Source organism: Luminiphilus syltensis NOR5-1B, assembly GCF_000158175.1.
Lineage (GTDB): Bacteria > Pseudomonadota > Gammaproteobacteria > Pseudomonadales > Halieaceae > Luminiphilus > Luminiphilus syltensis.
In genome coordinates this window covers 746,801-765,432 of sequence record NZ_DS999411.1, presented here as the reverse complement: position 1 = coordinate 765,432, position 18,632 = coordinate 746,801, and the positions used below count along the sequence as shown (strand labels likewise).

At 52.7% G+C, this 18,632-nt stretch carries 11 protein-coding genes and 1 tRNA gene; 7 read left to right on the top strand and 5 right to left on the bottom strand.

The window, feature by feature from the left end; genetic code table 11:
* Positions 1–53 precede the first annotated feature (53 nt).
* The 5 genes from NOR51B_RS03450 to NOR51B_RS03430 all read left to right on the top strand — a co-directional run bounded on the left by NOR51B_RS03450 (position 54) and on the right by NOR51B_RS03430 (position 11,448).
* The gene (locus NOR51B_RS03450; RefSeq protein ID WP_154647586.1) at positions 54–866 is read left to right on the top strand and encodes a hypothetical protein; all 813 of its coding nucleotides are present in this window, start codon (positions 54–56) and stop codon (positions 864–866) included.
* A 130-nt stretch (positions 867–996) separates the two neighbouring features.
* On the top strand, positions 997–4,551 hold the full coding sequence (locus tag NOR51B_RS03445; RefSeq protein ID WP_009020493.1) for a helicase-related protein: 3,555 nt from the start codon (positions 997–999) through the stop codon (positions 4,549–4,551).
* 9 nt (positions 4,552–4,560) lie between these two features.
* Positions 4,561–7,467, top strand: coding sequence for a DUF1156 domain-containing protein (locus tag NOR51B_RS03440; RefSeq protein WP_009021079.1), 2,907 nt, complete (start codon positions 4,561–4,563; stop codon positions 7,465–7,467).
* Positions 7,433–10,330, top strand: a complete 2,898-nt coding sequence (locus tag NOR51B_RS03435; protein ID WP_230198391.1) for an ATP-binding protein — start codon at positions 7,433–7,435, stop codon at positions 10,328–10,330. Before NOR51B_RS03440 ends, NOR51B_RS03435 begins: the two co-directional genes overlap by 35 nt.
* A gap of 116 nt (positions 10,331–10,446) precedes the next feature.
* Entirely contained in the window at positions 10,447–11,448 is a 1,002-nt protein-coding gene (locus tag NOR51B_RS03430) for a hypothetical protein (RefSeq protein WP_009018961.1), read from the top strand.
* A 1,226-nt stretch (positions 11,449–12,674) separates the two neighbouring features.
* Here the strand turns inward: NOR51B_RS03430 and NOR51B_RS03425 are convergent.
* The 4 genes from NOR51B_RS03425 to NOR51B_RS03410 form a co-directional block, all read right to left on the bottom strand.
* A complete protein-coding gene (locus NOR51B_RS03425; RefSeq protein ID WP_009021305.1) occupies positions 12,675–12,947 on the bottom strand; it encodes a hypothetical protein in 273 nt (90 codons plus the stop codon).
* 103 nt (positions 12,948–13,050) lie between these two features.
* Positions 13,051–13,683: a hypothetical protein gene (locus tag NOR51B_RS03420; protein ID WP_040481712.1), complete on the bottom strand. Its 633-nt coding sequence runs from the start codon at positions 13,681–13,683 to the stop codon at positions 13,051–13,053.
* Positions 13,680–14,570, bottom strand: coding sequence for a tyrosine-type recombinase/integrase (locus tag NOR51B_RS03415; protein WP_009019066.1), 891 nt, complete (start codon positions 14,568–14,570; stop codon positions 13,680–13,682). The genes NOR51B_RS03420 and NOR51B_RS03415 overlap by 4 nt, the downstream gene beginning before the upstream one ends.
* Before the next feature lie 102 nt (positions 14,571–14,672).
* Positions 14,673–14,749 (bottom strand) — tRNA-Val (locus NOR51B_RS03410).
* 60 nt (positions 14,750–14,809) lie between these two features.
* Here NOR51B_RS03410 and NOR51B_RS03405 point away from each other — a divergent pair.
* Entirely contained in the window at positions 14,810–15,535 is a 726-nt protein-coding gene (locus NOR51B_RS03405; protein WP_230198390.1) for a sulfotransferase family protein, read from the top strand.
* Positions 15,536–15,594: 59 nt separating this feature from the next.
* Here NOR51B_RS03405 and NOR51B_RS03400 read toward each other — a convergent pair whose 3' ends face one another.
* Positions 15,595–16,590, bottom strand: a complete 996-nt coding sequence (locus tag NOR51B_RS03400; RefSeq protein WP_009021201.1) for an NAD-dependent epimerase/dehydratase family protein — start codon at positions 16,588–16,590, stop codon at positions 15,595–15,597.
* Between the two features lie 240 nt (positions 16,591–16,830).
* On the opposite strand from NOR51B_RS03400, the gene NOR51B_RS03395 reads away from it, so the two are divergent.
* Positions 16,831–18,570 carry an isocitrate/isopropylmalate family dehydrogenase gene (locus NOR51B_RS03395; RefSeq protein ID WP_009021088.1) on the top strand — a complete coding sequence of 580 codons (1,740 nt, stop codon included), beginning with the start codon at positions 16,831–16,833 and terminating at the stop codon, positions 18,568–18,570.
* Positions 18,571–18,632 lie beyond the last annotated feature (62 nt).

The following is an 18,632-nucleotide window of genomic DNA, read 5'->3' as shown; positions in this document are numbered from 1 at the left end:
GAAGGCTCGGAAATTTTCGAAGTAAGAATCTCTTCAAATTCAAAAGGTATCGTATGAAATCTGAAGTTAAAGAAGGACTGTCCGTTCGTCTCTATGACTACGGGACCGTACCTGATAGCAGCTCTGTATCCCTAGCCCCCTTCAATACAAATTCGTTTAGCGTCAATCTGTGGTCAGAGATGTATTATCCAGGCGGCCGCGAAGTTGCCCGGATAGGAGTGCCCGCAACTTGGAGGGAGCTTGTGGCCGTATTAGTTGACCTTGATGAGGGCTGGGTTGAAGAAGGGTGTTTTGAATCTATAGAAGTTACAGGTGCCGCCGGCGCGCAGGCTACCGCTTTAAGGTGCGCTTGGGTACTCGAGGCGCGGGATATTGCGTTGTGGATTTCCGAACAGTCTGATGATGACCTTGAAAAGTGGGGTGATCAGGTAGCTTTGGCTCTGCACTCTCTTGAAGACACACCAATATTTGAATTAATTGAATTGCTAAATAGCGTAAGTGCACCGACAACTTTGAGCAGCATAGTTGCAAATTACGGGTCAGATGGCGTGTTAGACATACAAGAGGTGTTACAGAAGATTGAGGAAGAGGTGTGCGATTTGGAAGAGAGGAAAAGCATGCAGAGATCCAGAATGCTTGAGCCATTTTCTGTTTCTATAGATGCAATCGCGCGTAACTTCGATGATCGGAGGATTAGAGGTGGCGGTTTCACTAGCCCGTCAAAGCGAGATCAAGTAAGAAGATGGTTGGAAGAATACTGTCTTACGCATGGGTCACTACCGAAAGGCATGCATGATGTCACCATAAAGTTTTTTGGAAATAAGCGACTCAGTGCAGGACGTATTGACTTTGACCAATTCACTTAGTGGAGAACCACCCAATAGATACCTTCTCAAGGTCTTGGGTTTTCCGCATTCAATAACGTCTCGGATGGTTACGAGAGAAGGCACTTAAAGGTCCTCACTACTTGTAACTTGTCTGTTGGAGCTCGAAATAATGCTGAAGCTAGAGGACGTAACAAAAGATGCCCAGGTGCGTGGCATCCAGGCTGATGAAATCGTCCGCGTGGTACAGGTGGAGCCGGTCGGCAATGACGCTTTGACCGTCTACTACAAAGATAGCCAGGGTCGCCTTAACGAACAAATGCTCTTTCGCTCCGACGAAGCACGGCTTGAGCTGGCGCAGGCTGGTCGACCATGGGCCTTCGATGCGCCAGGTGAAGATTTCAAACTCGGACTTGAGGCGTACCGTATCTCCCAGGCCGCCCTGTTTGACCCTATGATGGCGGTACACACCTCTAACGTAGAGCCGCTGCCACACCAAATCTCTGCGGTCTACGAAGCCATGCTACCCCGGCAGCCACTGCGGTTCGTGCTGGCTGATGATCCCGGCGCCGGCAAGACCATTATGGCTGGCTTACTGATCCGCGAACTGTTGCTGCGGGCCGATGCCAAACGCATCCTGATCGTCTCTCCCGGCGGTCTCACCGAGCAGTGGCAGGACGAATTGCTGGAGAAATTCGGCGTTCAGTTCGAGATCTTCAGCCGTGAGAAGCAGGAACAGTGTGCATCCGGCAACTACTTCGACGAACAGAATCAACTCCTCTGCCGCCTGGACCAGCTATCGCGTAATGAGGAGTATCAGGAAAAGCTGAAGAACACTGAGTGGGATCTCATTATCGTTGACGAGGCCCACAAGCTCTCGGCCAATTACTTCGGCAACAAGGTCAACAAGACCAAGCGCTTTTTACTGGGTGAGTTGCTCGGGTCTATCACCCGCCACTTTCTGTTAATGACAGCCACGCCGCACAACGGCAAGGAAGAAGACTTCCAGATCTGGCTCTCGCTGCTGGATGGCGATCGCTTCTACGGCAAGTTTCGCGAAGGCGCGCACAAGGTGGATGTCTCTGACATGATGCGCCGCATGGTGAAGGAGGAGCTGCTCAAATTCGACGGCACCCCACTGTTTCCTGAACGCCGTGCCTACAGTGCCAACTATGAACTGTCCGATGCAGAGGCAGCCTTGTACGCCGCCGTAACCGACTACGTCCGCAATGAGATGAACCGTGCCGACAATCTGGATGGTAAGCGCCGGGGTACGGTCGGCTTTGCACTCACGCAACTTCAGCGACGCCTAGCCTCAAGTCCAGAAGCGATCTACCAATCGCTGAAGCGCCGGCGAAAACGTCTTGAATCTCGCTTGGATGAGATGAAGCTGGTCGCTCGTGGCCACAGCGTTCAGAAAGGTGTCGCAGAAACCCTTGGTGAATACACAGTAAAAAGGCAGATCGACCTGCCGGATAATTTCGATGAGTTAGACGAAGAGCTGAGCGCAGAAGAATATGAGCTCTATGCTGACCAGGTCGTCGACCAAGCCACTGCGGCCGAAACCATCCCTGAGTTAGAAGCGGAAATTCTGATTCTGAAGGATCTGGAACACCAGGCGCTGGGAGTCGTGCAGTCGGGCAATGACAAAAAATGGGAAGAGCTTTCTCATCTGCTGCAGGACCGGCCTGAGATGTACACAGAGTCCGGCAGCCGCCGCAAGCTGATCATCTTCACCGAGCACAAGGATACCCTCAATTATCTGGTTGGCCGTATCCGCGGCATGTTGGGTAATCCCGAAGCGGTTATCACCATTCACGGTGGCGTCAATCGTGACGATCGACGTAAGGCCCAGGAAGAATTTCGTAACAATCGTGATGTGCAGGTGCTGGTGGCCACCGATGCCGCTGGTGAAGGTGTGAACCTGCAAAACGCTAACTTGATGGTCAATTACGATCTGCCCTGGAACCCCAACCGCCTGGAACAGCGCTTTGGCCGTATCCATCGCATTGGTCAAACAGAGGTGTGCCACCTATGGAATCTGATCGCCAGTGAAACAAGAGAAGGTGAGGTCTTCCAGCGATTATTCGACAAAATTGAGATCGAAAAACAAGCCCTCGGCGGTAAGGTCTTCGACATCCTGGGCGAAGTATTTGAGGGTAAATCTTTAAAGGACCTACTGGTAGATGCCATCCGGTCCAGCGAATCAGATGAGGCTCGACACGCCTATCAGGAAAGTTTTTTTGGCAAGGCTCTGGATACTGAACACCTGAAGGACATCCTCCGTCGCAATGCCCTCGTCGAACAGCATATGAGCCTGGAAGATCTTTATGCCGTCAAAGAAGAGATGGAAAAAGCCGAGGCTCGCAAGCTGCAGCCCTACTTTATCCGCGCCTTTTTCACCGAGGCATTTCAGAACCTCACTGGCGAAATGCGTCCCCGCGAGGCGGGTCGATACGAGGTGCGGCATGTGCCTGCCTCTATTCGTGAGCGTGACCGGATCATTGGTGAAAGCCGCACGCCGGTATTAAAGAAGTACGAACGGATCTGCTTCGAGAAAGACCTGGTTCGTACCCAAGGCAAGCCAATGGCGGACTTGATTCACCCCGGCCATCCACTGATGCATGCCACCACCGACCTGATCCTCTCAGCACACCGCAGCAAGCTCAAGCAAGGTGCAGTGCTGGTGGATCCCAATGATGACGGCGTAGAGCCACGCATACTGTTTATGGTGGATCACAGTGTTCGTGAAGCGTCAGCCAATGGTCAGCACGACAAGCCCAGAGTCGCTTCCCGGCACTTGCAGTTCGTCGAGATCGACCAGCATGGCAAGGCTATTCATGCCGGCTGGGCACCACACCTCGACCTGCAGCCCATTGATGATTACGACCTGAAACTGGTGCAGGACATTCTCAATGCCCCATGGATCAGCGCAGACCTTGAAGGTCTTGCGCTCAACCATGCATCCCAACACCTGGTGCCGGAACACTACCAGGAGGTAAAAGCCCGCTGTGAACATCAGGCCGATAAGGTGCTGGCTGCGGTCAATGAGCGGCTGGTCAAGGAGATCAACTACTGGTCCGACCGTTACATCAAACTCAGCGATGACGTCGCTGCCGGTAAGCAACCGCGCATGCAGCCTGAGATGGCGCGCCGCCGGGTAGATGAACTCACTGAACGCCTGAACCAGCGCAAGCGGGAACTGGAGGCTATGAAGGCCGTAGTCTCCAGTACGCCCGTGGTCATTGGTGGCGCATTGGTCATTCCGCAAGGTCTGTTGGCACAACGCAAAGGCGAGACCAGTTTCTGCGCGGACGCCGAGGCCCGCGCACGCGTAGAGATGGTAGCGATGAACGCCGTCATGGCTGTGGAACAGGGCTTTGGTTTTCAGGTGAAAGATATGTCTGCTGAAAAATGCGGCTGGGACGTGACTGCCCGCCCACCGGCCAACACGGATGGCTCGATTAAGCCGGATCGACATATTGAAGTGAAAGGCCGCGCGAAAGGGCAAAGCACCATCACAGTCAGTCGCAATGAAATCATCTATGCCCTCAACCAGACGGATAAATTTCTGCTGGCCGTTGTGGTTGTCGATGGCGACAGCTTTGAGGGCCCGCACTACATCCGCAACCCTTTCAGTACTGAGCCCGAGTTTGGCGTGGCCAGTATTAACTATGACTTGAGTGATCTGCTTTCCAAAGCAGTGTCACCAGAACTGACGATCTAAGGTTTATCAATGGCCGAAATAAAAGCACCCAAAAAACTGATTGAGGTTGCGCTACCTCTGGACGACATCAATGTGGCTTCAACTAGGGAAAACTATATTTACAAAGGGAACCCTTCTGCTATTCACAAATGGTGGGCTCAACGTCCCATAGCAGCAGCTAGAGCAGTCCTATTTGCTCAGATGGTAAATGATCCAGGCGGCGAGAGAGGATGGTACACAGGAAAATCAAAACAACAGGCTGACAAGGAGCGTGAGGAGCTCTTTGACATCATCAGAGAGCTTGTTAAATGGGAAAATAACAATAATGAAGACCTGCTGAACAGGGCTTGGCAAAAAATAAAGAACAGTTGGGCAGAGACCTGCAGACTTAATGCGGGCAAGCCTGGATTTGAAGAAAGTATCCTACCAGAGTTCCTTGATCCGTTTGCTGGAGGAGGAACTCTCCCGCTTGAGGCAAAACGTCTTGGCCTAAGGTCAAATGCTACTGACCTAAACCCTATTCCAGTGATGATTAATCGCGCATTGCTTCAGATTCCAGATATTTTCAAGAATCGTGAACCAATATCCGTAAAGTTTGAGCGCAGTGAACCTGAACAACTGGATTCCGCTAGTGACTGGAGTGGTGTTAAAGGCCTAGCCAGAGATGTCGAATATTTCGGTCAAGACCTCTTAGCTAGAGCTCAAGCGAGTATAGGAAGATATTATCCAAGCATTCCCGTTACAGAAACACTTATAAATGAGAATCCGCATCTAACAGGACTGGCTGGACAGACGCTTAAAGTTATCGCCTACATGTGGGCGCGCACCGTGAAAAGCCCAAACCCAGCATTTAATGATGTAGACGTCCCACTAATAACGTCATACATGCTTTCAACAAAGTCTGGCGGCGAGGTTTACTTGGAGCCGATAGTTGGAAGCAGAAAGTTTCATTTCAAAGTGGTGACTGAAAAGCCGAAGGACATAACAAAGGCCAAAATGGGGACGAAGCTCGCAAGAGGTGCAAATTTTCAATGTTTGCTTTCTGAGGTCCCGATTTCTAGCGAATATGTTCAGCAACAATCGAAAGCAGGCAACCTTGGCTACCGGATGTTAGCCATTGCTGTTGAGGGTCCTACGGGAAGAACTTACATTTCAGCTACGTATGAAGCGGAAAGTCTCGCGAAGAGCGCAGAACCAACCTGGAGACCAGAGGTACCTTTCTCCGGCACGTCTCGGTACCTGGGTGTCAAACTGTTTGGCATGGAGAATATTTCGGCGATTTTTACGGATAGGCAAACTCTTGCGTTAGAAACGTTTACAGGTCTTGTCCCTGAAATATTTGAAATCAGCCATCAAGCAGCTATTGAAGCAGGTCTTTCCGATGATGCGAACTCACTGGAAGATGGAGGGCGAGGAGCCAAAGCTTATGCTGAGGCTATTTGCCTTTTACTGGCATTCGCTATCGATAAATACTCTATTTATGGAAACACTTTAGTAACCTGGTACACGAAGGAAAACAGGCCGTCAATGCTTTTCAGCCAGAATGCGTTGCCGATGGCGTGGGATTTTATAGAACTCAATCCGTTCACTAATGTTGGCGGCGGATTATCGAAATCAATAAAAATTGTAGTTGATGTAGTCCGCGAGTTGCCAAGGTTGGGTAGCGCTGGTGTCATCAGTCAGAGAAGTGCCACAGAAGAACATGTAGTAATCAACCCCGTAATAAGCACAGACCCGCCTTACTACGATAATGTTCCATATTCTGATCTTTCGGATTTCTTTTACGTCTGGATGAGACGGTCTCTGAAAACATTTTTTCCGAAAACATTTTCAACTATTACTACCCCGAAAGAAGCTGAGTTGGTCGCATTCTCGCACAGGCATGAGGATCAGAATTCAGCAGAAGCCTTCTTCATGCATGGCATGACGAAAGCGATGGAGAAAATAGCGAATAATTCTCATCCTGCTTACCCAGTTACAATTTATTACGCGTTCAAACAATCTGATACGAAAAACTATGAAACTGCATCTAAAGGTTGGGAGACTTTTCTAGATGCGGTTTTGGCCGCTGGATTGACAATTACCGGCACTTGGCCATTGAGAACTGAGCGCCAAGGACGCACCAGGTCCAATCAGTCGAATGCTTTAGCCTCTTCGATCATATTGGTTTGCCACAAAAAAGACGATTCCGCCTCAGATATATCAAGGCGGGAATTTCAGCGTGAATTAAAAACTGAAATGCCTCTAATGTTGCTTGCAATGACAGGAGGAACAACAGGTCAGTCGCCGATTGCCCCCGTTGATTTAGCCCAAGCAGCTATTGGTCCGGGTATGGCAATCTTTTCCAAATACGGGGCTGTGCTTAACCAAGATGGCTCTCGGATGAGCGTACATGATGCACTAATATTGATTAATCGTGCCATCACAGAACACTTGAGTCCCGAATCAGGCAATTTTGATCCGGATACTCAATTCTGTTCGAGCTGGTTTGATCAGTATGGTTGGAGTATTGGCCCATTTGGGGAAGCCAACGTTTTGGCTCAGGCTAAGGGCACCACTGTTGACGGCGTTCGTATTGCAGGAGTTGTAGAGTCCGGCGGCGGCAAAGTAAGGCTTCTAAAATGGAGCGAGTATGAGGCCGATTGGGATCCCACTACAGACAACCGCACCCCTGTTTGGGAAGCCTGCCACCAGATGATTCGCAGCCTCAACAACCAAGGCGAATCTGCCGCTGGCGAGCTGCTGGCCAAGATGCCGGAAAAAGGCGAGCCCATCCGACAACTCGCCTATCACCTGTACACCCTGTGCGAACGCAAGAAGTGGGCCGAAGACGCCCGCGCCTACAACGAATTGATCGGTTCTTGGCACGCCATTGTCACCGCCTCACATGAGGTTGGCCACAGTGGCTCGCAAGCCGAACTCGGACTGGATTTTTGAGGACTACCCTATGAGTTTGAAACCCTGGCGAGAAATCTCCACCCCGCACAAGGATGTTCTGGAAGGCACCTTCAAACAGTCTGAGTTTGCGGCTGACATCACTCAGGTAGCCAATGGCACAGCCACGGCCGAGTATCAGGATGCGGAGATGTTCTTCTCCCGTACCTATATCACCGAGGGCATGCGCCTCTTACTGATCTCTGTCGCGCAACGATTGGCCGGGCTCGGTGGCGACCCGGTCATTCAATTACAGACCGCTTTCGGTGGCGGCAAGACCCATACCCTGCTGGCCGTATTGCACCTGGCTTCGCGCAAGGTGGGCACCGACAAGCTCACGGGCATTCCTCCGGTATTGGACGAGGCGGGTATCCAGAGCCTTCCGTCGGCCAGAGTGGCGGTGATTGATGGCATCAAACTGTCGCCCAGCCAGCCCAGGAAGTACGGGAGCATAACGGCCAACACGCTGTGGGGCGAACTGGCCTGGCAACTGCTGGGGGATGAGGGTTATCAGATGGTCACCGACAGCGATGCTGACGGCACCTCTCCCGGAAAAGAGGTTCTCACCGAACTGATCGGCAAGGCAGCGCCTTGCGTGATTCTGGTGGATGAGCTGGTGGCGTTTATTCGCCAACTGGAGCTTGGTAAGCAATACAAGGCAGGCACCTTCGATAGCAACGTCAGTTTTATCCAGGCGCTCACCGAAGCGCTGAAGGCGGTGCCCAATGCCATCCTATTGGCCTCGCTGCCCGAATCGGAGCTGGAAGTCGGAGGCACCCAAGGTCAACGCGCTCTTAATTCGCTGGAGAAGTACTTCGCCCGGGTTGAGTCCGTCTGGAAGCCAGTCGGCACTGAGGAAGCATTCGAGATTGTGCGTCGCAGATTGTTTGAGAACCCCGGTGAACGCGCCGAGGTGGAAGGGATCAGCCGTCAGTTCTCTGATTTTTATCGTCAGAACGCCGAAAAGTTTCCGGTAGAAACCCAATCCAACGAATACTTTGAGCGTCTGTGCCGGTCTTACCCAATCCACCCGGAGATCTTCGACCGCTTGTACGAGGACTGGTCCACGCTTGAGAAATTCCAGCGTACCCGGGGCGTACTTCAGTATATGGCCATTGTCATCCATCGCCTGTGGAATTCTGATAACAAAGACGCGTTGATCATGCCTGGCTCACTGCCGTTGGAAGATGGCAACGTGCGCAACAAAAGCATTCACTACCTGCCTCAGGGATGGGAACCCGTGATTGAACGGGAAGTGGATGGCACCCGCTCGGCGCCCTATGACATCGATGGCCACCACACCCTGTTCGGCAGCGTGCAAGCTGCACGCCGCACTGCCCGGACCATTTTCCTCGGCAGCGCGCCATCAACCACTGAGCAGATGATTCGCGGCGTTCAGGTCGAACGCATCCTGCTGGGCGCAGCACAACCCGGCCAAACGCTCGGTGTATTTGAGGACGTGCTCAAGCGCTTGCGCGATCGACTGCATTATCTCTATTCCGACAAGGACCGATTCTGGCTTGATACCAAACCCAACCTGCGCCGGGAAATGGAGAGCCGCAAGCAGAACATCAACGAACGTGATGAACTCCTGCCCTTGTTAAAAACCCGAGTCACCCAGGTTTTCGGCCGCAACCATCGGTTTGGCGGCGTGCATGTCTTTACACCGTCCGTCGATGTACCGGACGACTACGGCACGGGCCCACGACTGGTCGTGTTGCCGACCAACACAGCCTACAGTCGCAGTGAGACCAACCAGGCATTTTCTGACGCAGAAGAGATTTTGCGCAACCGCGGCGATCAACCACGGCAGAAACAGAATCGCCTGATCTTCCTGGCGCCGGACTACGATGTGGTTGGCCGACTCAAAGAGCAGGCGCGGATTTTTCTGGCGTGGCAATCCATTGTTGCAGATATTGAAAATGGCCACTTGAATCAGGATTTGTCGCATTGGAATCAAGCCAAGCGCAACCGTGATGGTGCAGATCAGTCGCTTGCCCAACTGGTGCGCGAAACATACAAATGGTTAATCGCCCCCGTTGAAGAATTCGTAAAGGGTAAGCCAATACTCAATTGGGAGGTGGTTCCTGTCTCCGCTGCAGCGCCCAACTTGATCCAGGCGATCGAGGAGAAATTGCGTGAAGAGGAGTGGATGATTTACGAGTGGTCTCCTATTCATCTTCGCAATGTCCTAAAGCAGTGGTACCTGAAAGAGGACGTAAATGACGTCGGTGCGTTAAAAGTCTGGCAGGACTGTTGCCACTACCTGTACCTGCCACGGCTTGTTAACGATAGTGTTTTCCGCAATGCCATCGACCAGGGTGTGGAAAGCGAAGACTATTTTGCCTTCGCGTCTGGCAAGGAAGGTGACCGGTACCTTGGCTTCACCTTTGGGCGTGGTTCCATCGCCACTTTAGACGAATCGTCACTATTGATTGGCCGTGAAGCCGCCGTAGCTTACCGCGAGCACACACAGCAACCTTCTCAGCCTGGTCCTGCGCCCGGTGGTGTGGGCGGCGAGCCTGGAGGGACTACAACGCCAGGCGGTGATACGGGCGGTACGGGGACACCAACCCCAGCTCCTGGCGGAACCGGAGGTGGTGGTACAACCACACCTGCGACAAATAAAAAGCAATTTTACGGCACCATTTCCCTCGATCCGGTAAAAGCCAAGATGGACTTCGCCACCATCATGGACGAAGTAGTCCAGCAGTTCACGGCCAAGCTTGGCGTTGATGTAACGATCTCGGTGGAGATCGAAGCCAAAAGCAGCGAAGGCTTTGATGAAGGAGTTCAGCGCACAGTCAAAGAGAACTGCAGCGTGTTACGTTTCTCGGCCGCTGAGTTCGAGCAGAGCAAGTCTTGACTAAGCCCTCGGATCCAAATGCACGCTATCGCGGTCGTTTTGAACGATACCTTGCAAAGGTACAGGCCATCAGCGGACCTACAGTAACAGCTGCAGAAAACATCAAGGAGCAATAGATGGGCTTTTTCCCTCATTGGATCTCTGAGGATCTTTCGAAGATAAGCGAAGAAATTTCGTTCGATAGCGCTACGTATTTCGATGACCTTGTGCGTCAAATCGATAAATACGACGCCTTCCTAGAAGAAGCGCCACAGGATGCAGAGATCGCAGAGTTGTACGAAATCACTCCTCAGGGGTTGAGCGGTTTTTCTCGTGACTTCGTAGAGGGGCTATTGCATGCAAACGAGTTCCTCATATCTCGCTGGGTCTGTCAGCATCAAATGAAAGCGTTATGCTTTTGGCGCGGGATGAAGGACGCTGTTTCAATCGCAAATTGGTTGGTCGCTGCGGCCTGTCTACGCTCCTTTTTCGAGGAGGTGGCGTCGTTTAACTATCACCTTCAGAAAGTCACCCCGCTGACTAAAGAGACCTCGAGTCTTCTTCAAAGCATGGGTAAGAGCGTGAGCAAAAAAAATAAGTTGCACAAAGGGTGGTCTGAAAAGTTTATCAAGACGCAAGTAAGCAACTTAGAAAAGCTTTCTACATCACTTCACGGCGGTGCTGATGAATGGGTCCGGTACGTAAAACAGAAACGTAATCCGTCAAGGTTGCAATCGGAGTCGGCGGGCCCACAGTTCTCCCCAACGGTGCACATAAACGACTGCATTCGCTCACTTAAGAAGACCGGCTGGCAAGACGCAATGGAAGTGTATTCCCTGCTATCCGAGTTAGTGCATCCCAATTTCGGAGCGTCAACTCTGGTCGTAGCGAGTCGGAAGAGATTGAATGAGAAGTGTGGGGACGTAATTCTTTCAACGCGCCCAAAGAATAGGGAGGCCGCTACTTGGTTTTTGGAGCTGGCAATTCAGCCTCTAGCCTCAGTTACCAGAGTTTCTGCGGCGAATATTCAGCTCGCGAATTCCCAGATGAGTTTCTACCAGAAGAACGCAGAGAAATGGGCATCCTTGAATACGATGCTTGCTGGGCCTTCCGCGCAAAGCGGCATGCGTCCGCACTAAGCGATTCGTTTGCGCCTTTATGCGCTATCGATCCAACATCTTTACTGCGTTAGCGTGCCCAAGCTTCTGTCAACGCCAACTGAATCACTTCGAAATGGCGCGTACTCGCTGTAGATACGCCAAAACTAACCTGGACTCATAGCCTCCGCCCGCTAGAACCTAAGTTCGAGTCTTAGTTGTTACGTCCGCTATCAATCGCCCTTTGCCCTTACAAGATCGGCAAACTGAGTCGGAGTAATGTAGATTCACAAGCTCAACTTCACACTCAGGGCAGATAACCAAGGTCTCGGAGTTGTTGAGCACGGAGTGGCAAGTCGGGCAGTGAGTAATAAGTTTTCCTGTACCGTTGCAATCCCAGCAATCGTATTCATAGCTCGACTTTGTCAGAACAGCAGGGAAGTACGCTTTCCCGTGGCAAACAACACACGTTTTTGCCTCACCCTTTTGCCACCACTTTTGCTCCTCGAATCCAGTGCCGCTGCATGCCCAGCACGCCTTTTCACTGGGTAGGGAGCTCGTAGTGTAGTTGGCTGACTTTTTTGCCATCTTCTCCTGTGCTTCTCAATTACGACCGTTCTCTAAGGAAGCTTGGCAGCCAATAGGCAAGAGATCAAGATTGCTCACCCAATCAATTTTCTGTTTGAAATAGCTGAAAGAAAGTGGCGACGACAGCGTTAGTGGATGGAGCGCCTGCTCAGTCTGTTACCTTGTAAGAGTATTGGCTGTCCGCCTGTAAACTCGACTTCTGAATAACAGATCTGTGGGTGCAACTTAGTCATGTCCATGACGTTGTGTAATTACTCGAAGCGGTTTTAGCCTCCACGCTTGGAAATACTATACCTCGCTAGTCAGTAACGTTAGAAAAGTGATGCTTGGCGACCCTGACCCTTGGTGAATTTCTGAAGGAAGATCCACGAGTTGCGGACGCAACTTAGCCAGCTAATGACTAAGTTGGTCTGACCCTCGGAGCCATTCCGTCAGTCAGATCCACCGATGTAGCGTCACCACTTGGGTTGGGGGCGGTTGAGCGGTCTCCCCATTACGCGCTGCTTCTTAACGCAGAACCACTGACTAGCCACATCGACGACAGTCAGCTTTCCGCAGGTTGCATTTAGCATTGCCTGCTCGTGTCGGCTTCGCCTTGCGGGTGTCCGACTTACCCAGCTGGGATCATCGCCAGTCTCAATGCCTTTACGGTGCAGGCAAATCCTGGCTCCCCGTTACAGCTATTTGTCTCGGCAATTCTCTTCGGGCTGATTCGCCTTCTTCATTAGAATGCGATAGCACGCGTCTCCAAATAACGGCGTTACTAACGTTACACGGCCACCTCTGCCTGGGATCATCACCTCTTCTCTTACCAATGCCTCTTTGTTTTGCCGGATAAACCACTGAAGCGAAGCAAAAGTTAAAAAAATAGCTGCCCCGCTGGCGACATGCATTTCATGCCACCGGTAGAGTGGAATCAGACGCGTGAGCGTATTTTTGGTGTCGTAAGCCATCGCCTTCCCTCTTAAAAACCTCACCAGTCACGGTGTTGAGGGAAGAATGGCCTAGCATGCTGTTGGCCCTTTCATTGGGCCAACAGATTTCTTAGGGTCAGGGCTATTCCAGCATCGAATTGAGGGGCCGCAGTCCAAATTCGGTGCAAATTGTCTGAAGCGAGCGCTCTTCGAAGTACCAGTCCTCCCCAGCCTTCATCTCTGCGATCAGCAGTTCGACCCTATAACGGGTAAGTTTCTGTACTTCCGCATGATTTACGCCGCTGTTTTTGAGGACCTTTTTTGCGAGCTGTAGGGTCTTTTTAGAGCCAGGTCGTTTGTTATCTTGTTGACTTAGGTGTCTCCAGGCTAAGTGGACCGCAGCGAGCGACTGAATTGGGAGTTGGATTCCTCGGGCTCTATTTGATTCGGAGGTTCCTTTACCCTGCTTAGCACGCCGTTTAGCGACTTTGAAAATGGCTTCTGCGGCAACGCCGGGCAAGTGTTCTGACGATGTCTGACCACCCCCTGGGTAACCTGATGCAACCAGCAAGCATCTTAGGTAGAACTCAGTATCGATAATTTTGTACAACATCTTTAACTCTAGAGGCGTCAAAGGCTCATCGGTATCCGGCAGCAGTCTTTCGAATGGCAAATTCAGGTCTTCGAGGATTGTCCCGTCAAAGGGATTCATTGGGTCGGTTTCGATCTGATCGAGAATCTCCTCCATCCATATGCCGGTATGTAAATTACTCATTGAAATACCCTCCCTACAACCGCTCTACGATCTTCGACATTACTGTGCATGTAGCGCGCCGAGGCAACAAGCGTTCTGTGCCCCATTACCTGCATAATCTGAGCTTGTGAGACGCCTGCAGACGCGAGCGCTGACCCACAGCCATGCCTTAGCCAGTGAAACGTCCGTCCCTCGAAGCCTGCCTCATCGCAGACCTTTTGCCAAAGATCTCGGTAGTTGAACGGTTTGTCGGTGCGATAGCTCCTGAAAACCAGATCGCTAGGCGACCCGGCAGGCAGCTTTTGTAGCTCAGTGATGCAGCGATCAGTCAATGCTGCAATATGCGGCCGACCATTCTTGGTGGTGGCCACGGAGAGGGTTCTTTCATCCAAATCGACATCCTCCCACTTCAGATCAAGCAGGTTCCCCACGCGGAGGCCGGTATGGAATCCGAGGATGATCAGTGCTGGTAGTTTTCTCCATTTTTGGTCGACTACTCGGGCCACCGCCATGAGTTTGTCGACTTCTTCCGGCCTGAAGTACTTTTCGGGGTCCACGGGCTCCGGTGCTTTCTCGATACCACGTGTCGGCGGTGTATGAGAGCGGGGCAGGGCGCGTACTCGCCGGGCGTATTTGAAGATCCCGGACAAGGTGGAGATAAAGCGGTTAATGGTGCTGCCGGCCAGCGGTTTCCCGGTAGGGACAGCCCTGCGGGCCGATCCTCGGCCAGCTTTGAGTTTACCGCGCTTGGCAAGGCGCACTAACGCCTGATCAACCGCGTCCTCGGTAATGGCATCAATGGGTTGGTCGCCGAACTCTTCGACCCAGAATTGAATGCGGCCCAGGGAGCCGACACAGTGCTCGCGCGAGGCAATCCACGCCTCGGCAACGTCTTGGAAGGTAGTCATATTGAACTCCGTTCATCGCAAGTAGACCAATACCCTTTTCAGGGCGATTTATGTCCACCGTGACCGGTGCGATTTCAAGAAAATCAATGACTTACATCACTATGGTAGGACCAGGCGGATTCGAACCGCCGACCTCTACCATGTCAAGGTAGCGCTCTAACCAACTGAGCTATGGTCCTAAAGTGAGGGCGCGATTATACCGACTGGCCCGATCTTGGCAAGCACCTGCCGTGAGCGGTTTGGGGTCGCTTAACCCGCTCGACGGCACTGCCGCCCGCATCTATGCTCTATGTTGTTATGGTGCGGAGGACGAAATAATATCACTACAGATCATTGGCTCGGGTTTTGGCCGCACGGGCACGATGTCGCTCAAAACCGCGCTCGAGCAACTGGGCTTTCCCTGTTACCACATGCTCGAATGTTTTCCGCAGGGGCCTGCGCACTGGAAAATGTGGGAGCAGGCACTCCAGGGAAATCCCGATTGGGAGGCCATCTTTGATGGATTCACGGCGACTGTAGATTTCCCGGCCAATACCAGTTTTGCGGAGTTAGCCGAGGCTTATCCCGACGCTAAGGTCATCCATACGGTTCGCGACCCCGAGAAGTGGTTTACCTCCACCCAGAACACCATTTTTGGGAAGGAGTGGATTAAATTCCTACCCTCCAGCGAGGCCGGGCCGTTCATGTCTGCAACCATCAATAACTACTTCGATGATCGCATGCACGACCATGATCACCTGATAAAGCGTTTTCATGAGCATACCGAGCGGGTCAAGGCGACGATCGCCCCGGAGCGCTTGTTGGTGTTTGAAGTGGCGCAAGGCTGGGAGCCGTTGTGTGAGTTCCTCGGTGTCCCCGTCCCGGACGGAGAATTCCCCAACATTAACGAAACGCCAGCGGTGCAGGGGCTTTTAAGGGCAGTAATGGATCAGGGTTTTCAGGCGGTGCTCGGCTACGAGGGCTGATTGTTAAAGGCACTACTCCTGCCCGCGCCGATATCTATCGTCGCAGTCATTGCAAGGGTTTATTCGTAATAAGCGCGATACCAGTCGACGAATTTTCCAAGGCCCTCTTCGATTCGGGTGGTCGGATGGTAGTGGAGCAAATGGCGTGCCGCATCGATGTTGGCTGCGGTTTTGTAAACGTCGCCGGGCTGCATATCGACGTACTCTTTGATGGCCTCTTTACCCAGTAATTGCTCGAGGGTCTCGATAAAGTAACCGAGGGCCACGGGCTCATTATTACCGAGGTTAAGAATTCGAAAGGGAACATCCTGATCCTTGGGAGGAGCCTCACACGCGGCGATGACGCCCGCTAAGATGTCATCGATATACGTGAAATCGCGCATCAACTGGCCCCGATTGAAGACGCGGATGGGCTCATTTTCCAAAATGGCGCGGGTGAAATCGAAATAAGCCATGTCCGGCCGCCCCGCGGGCCCATACACCGTGAAAAACCGAAGTCCGGTCATGGCAATGCCGTAGAGTTTGGCGTAGCTGTGGCCCACGAGTTCATTGGATTTTTTGGTGGCGGCGTAAAGGCTGACCGGTGTGTCGGTGTTATCGGTTTCTGAAAACCACTCGGCATTATTGTTGCCATAAACCGATGAAGAGGAGGCAAACACCAGGTGCTCGGGTTGATGGTATCGGCAATTCTCGACGATCGACTGAAAGCCCAAGACGTTTGATCGGATGTAGGCGTCAGGGTTTTGTAGCGAGTAGCGCACTCCGGCCTGAGCCGCCAGGTGAACCACCAGGTCAATCGGGTGAGCCTCAAACACCTCGTCGACCGCCGGCTGATTGGCGAGGTCCAGTGTATTGAAAGAAAACCCGGGTCGCCCCGTGAGGCCATCCAGGCGATACTGCTTTAGCGCGACATCGTAATAATCATTCAGATTGTCCACGCCGATCACGCTATAGCCGCGATCGAGCAGTGCAGCGCTGACATTGGCTCCAATGAATCCCGCGGCACCAGTGACCAGTGCGGTTTTTGAGGGGCCGGGTGGGGCGTCGGTCATCATCCGTAAAACCTTCTACAGGGAAATTCGGTGGAGCCTCTAATGCTACCGCGTTTCGCTTTATCCGCGAGGGAAATTACCGATCGAGTTCTTTCAATGACACTGAATTAAAAGTCCTCGCTACGAGGGGAAAGGACGTCTCCATCGCGCTGTATTCGACGATGGTCTAGGTGGTTTACCTTTCCGTTTTGCGCCCGGACACGGTAAATTGCGCGTCTGTTTATTTAAAATGGGGCTAGTCAGGTGGGCGAGAAAATAAAGGTCGAGAATCCGTTGGTCATTCTTCACGGCGATGAGATGGCACAAATTGCCTTTGAGCGGATTCTTGAGCAGTTTGTGAACTCGCGTCTTGATATCGATCTTGTGGAGGTCGATCTCTCCGCTGAACAGCGCTTGCTGAGCAATGGCCGTGTGGTGACCGAGGCCATCGAAGCACTCATACAACACGGTGTGGGGGTCAAGAACGCCGGTATGACCGTTAATCGTAGCCAGCTCGACGAGATGCTTGCCAAATACCCGGAGATCAAAGAATCCGAGCTCGACAAGCTCGCGACCAAATCGCCCAATGGCGCCATCCGCAAAGGCATAGGCGGCAATATCACCCGGGAGGACATCGAGTTTCGTAATCTGAGACGGGTCCGTCCTGATTGGGTGAATCGCGACATCGAGGTCGATACCATGGATTCCGGTGGTTCGGATTTCAGTTATAGCGAGCTCTCCAACGCGACGGGAGTGGCCAAGGTGATGTTCGTCGGCAGCAGCGGTGACCCGGTTGAGGTACATCGGCGCACACTGAAAAAAGGCGACCCCTGGATGCTGACCACCAATTGTCTTGAGGAGGTCAAAGCTTGGGCGCATCGCTTTTTCCAGCGCGCTATCGACGAAAAGCGCGATATTTATCTCGGTCTCAAGGATACCGTGATCCCGGGTTACGACGGTGTGATGCGCGCGGCCATCGAGGATATTTACCAGAGCGACTATAAGGAGCAGGTCGAAGCCGCGGGACTCAGTTACCACTACGAGCTGATCGATGCCCAGGCGGCTCGAATTGTGGCCAGTCCTCCCGAGCGTGCGCTCTGGGGGGTACCCGACAACGTGACCGGGATGAAGCTTTATAAACTGGTTCAGCAGCTCAAGCGCTATGGACTGCCCGATCGCAGCGCCAATGTATCGATTTCGAGAATGAGTGCCGGCGGCGGTGACCAGTACGGTAGTTACAACATGCCCGCACCTGAGGACGGCATCATCAAGGTCATCATGGACGGTGAGGAAAAACACGCACGCACCGTCAAGAAAAATGACCCGCTTCTCTTTATGTCCAACGATCGGGAAGCCATTAAGGACTGGGTGAAGCAGGTGTTCCGTGACGCTTCGCTCAATAAAAAGGAAGTTTACTTCGGGCTCAAGCGCGAGTTTGTCGACTACGACGAGGTCTACAGCTCGATTATCCTCGAGATTCGACAGGAGCTGGCGGCCCTCGATACGCCGCCACCCTCGTTCATGATCATGCGGCCCTCGCGGCAGCTGAGCAAAATGATCTGCGATCCACCCCGCTGGAGTATCTACCCGGCGCAGAACCTCGATGGTGATATTTTCTCAGATATTTCGGCGGCCCTCGGCGGCAGTCTCGCTACTGCAAGCTCGGTGATCGAGAGCAAAGACGGCACCATGCTCTACGAGGCGCCCCACGGTACCGCCCACGATCTGTACCTCCGTTATCTCGAAACCGACGGCAAAGAGGCCATCTTCAACTCGTCGGCATTGATCTTCGCGGTGGGCAATGCGCTGGAGGAGTTGGCTCGACGAGAGGGTAATGACGCACTGTCGACTTACGCCGTCCAGCTCAAAAGCGCACTGATTGAAACGGTCGCCGAGGGCACCATCACCGGTGATCTCAAGGGTAAGACCACCGATCCCTCATCGGAGACCGTGGTTGATATGGCCGGCTTCCTCAACGCGGTCGAGGCGAATCTGGCGGCATAAGTCTGGGGCGCCCGGCGACCTGCAATTCGCCAGCAGCACGTTCAGCAAAGGCAACGAAGGCA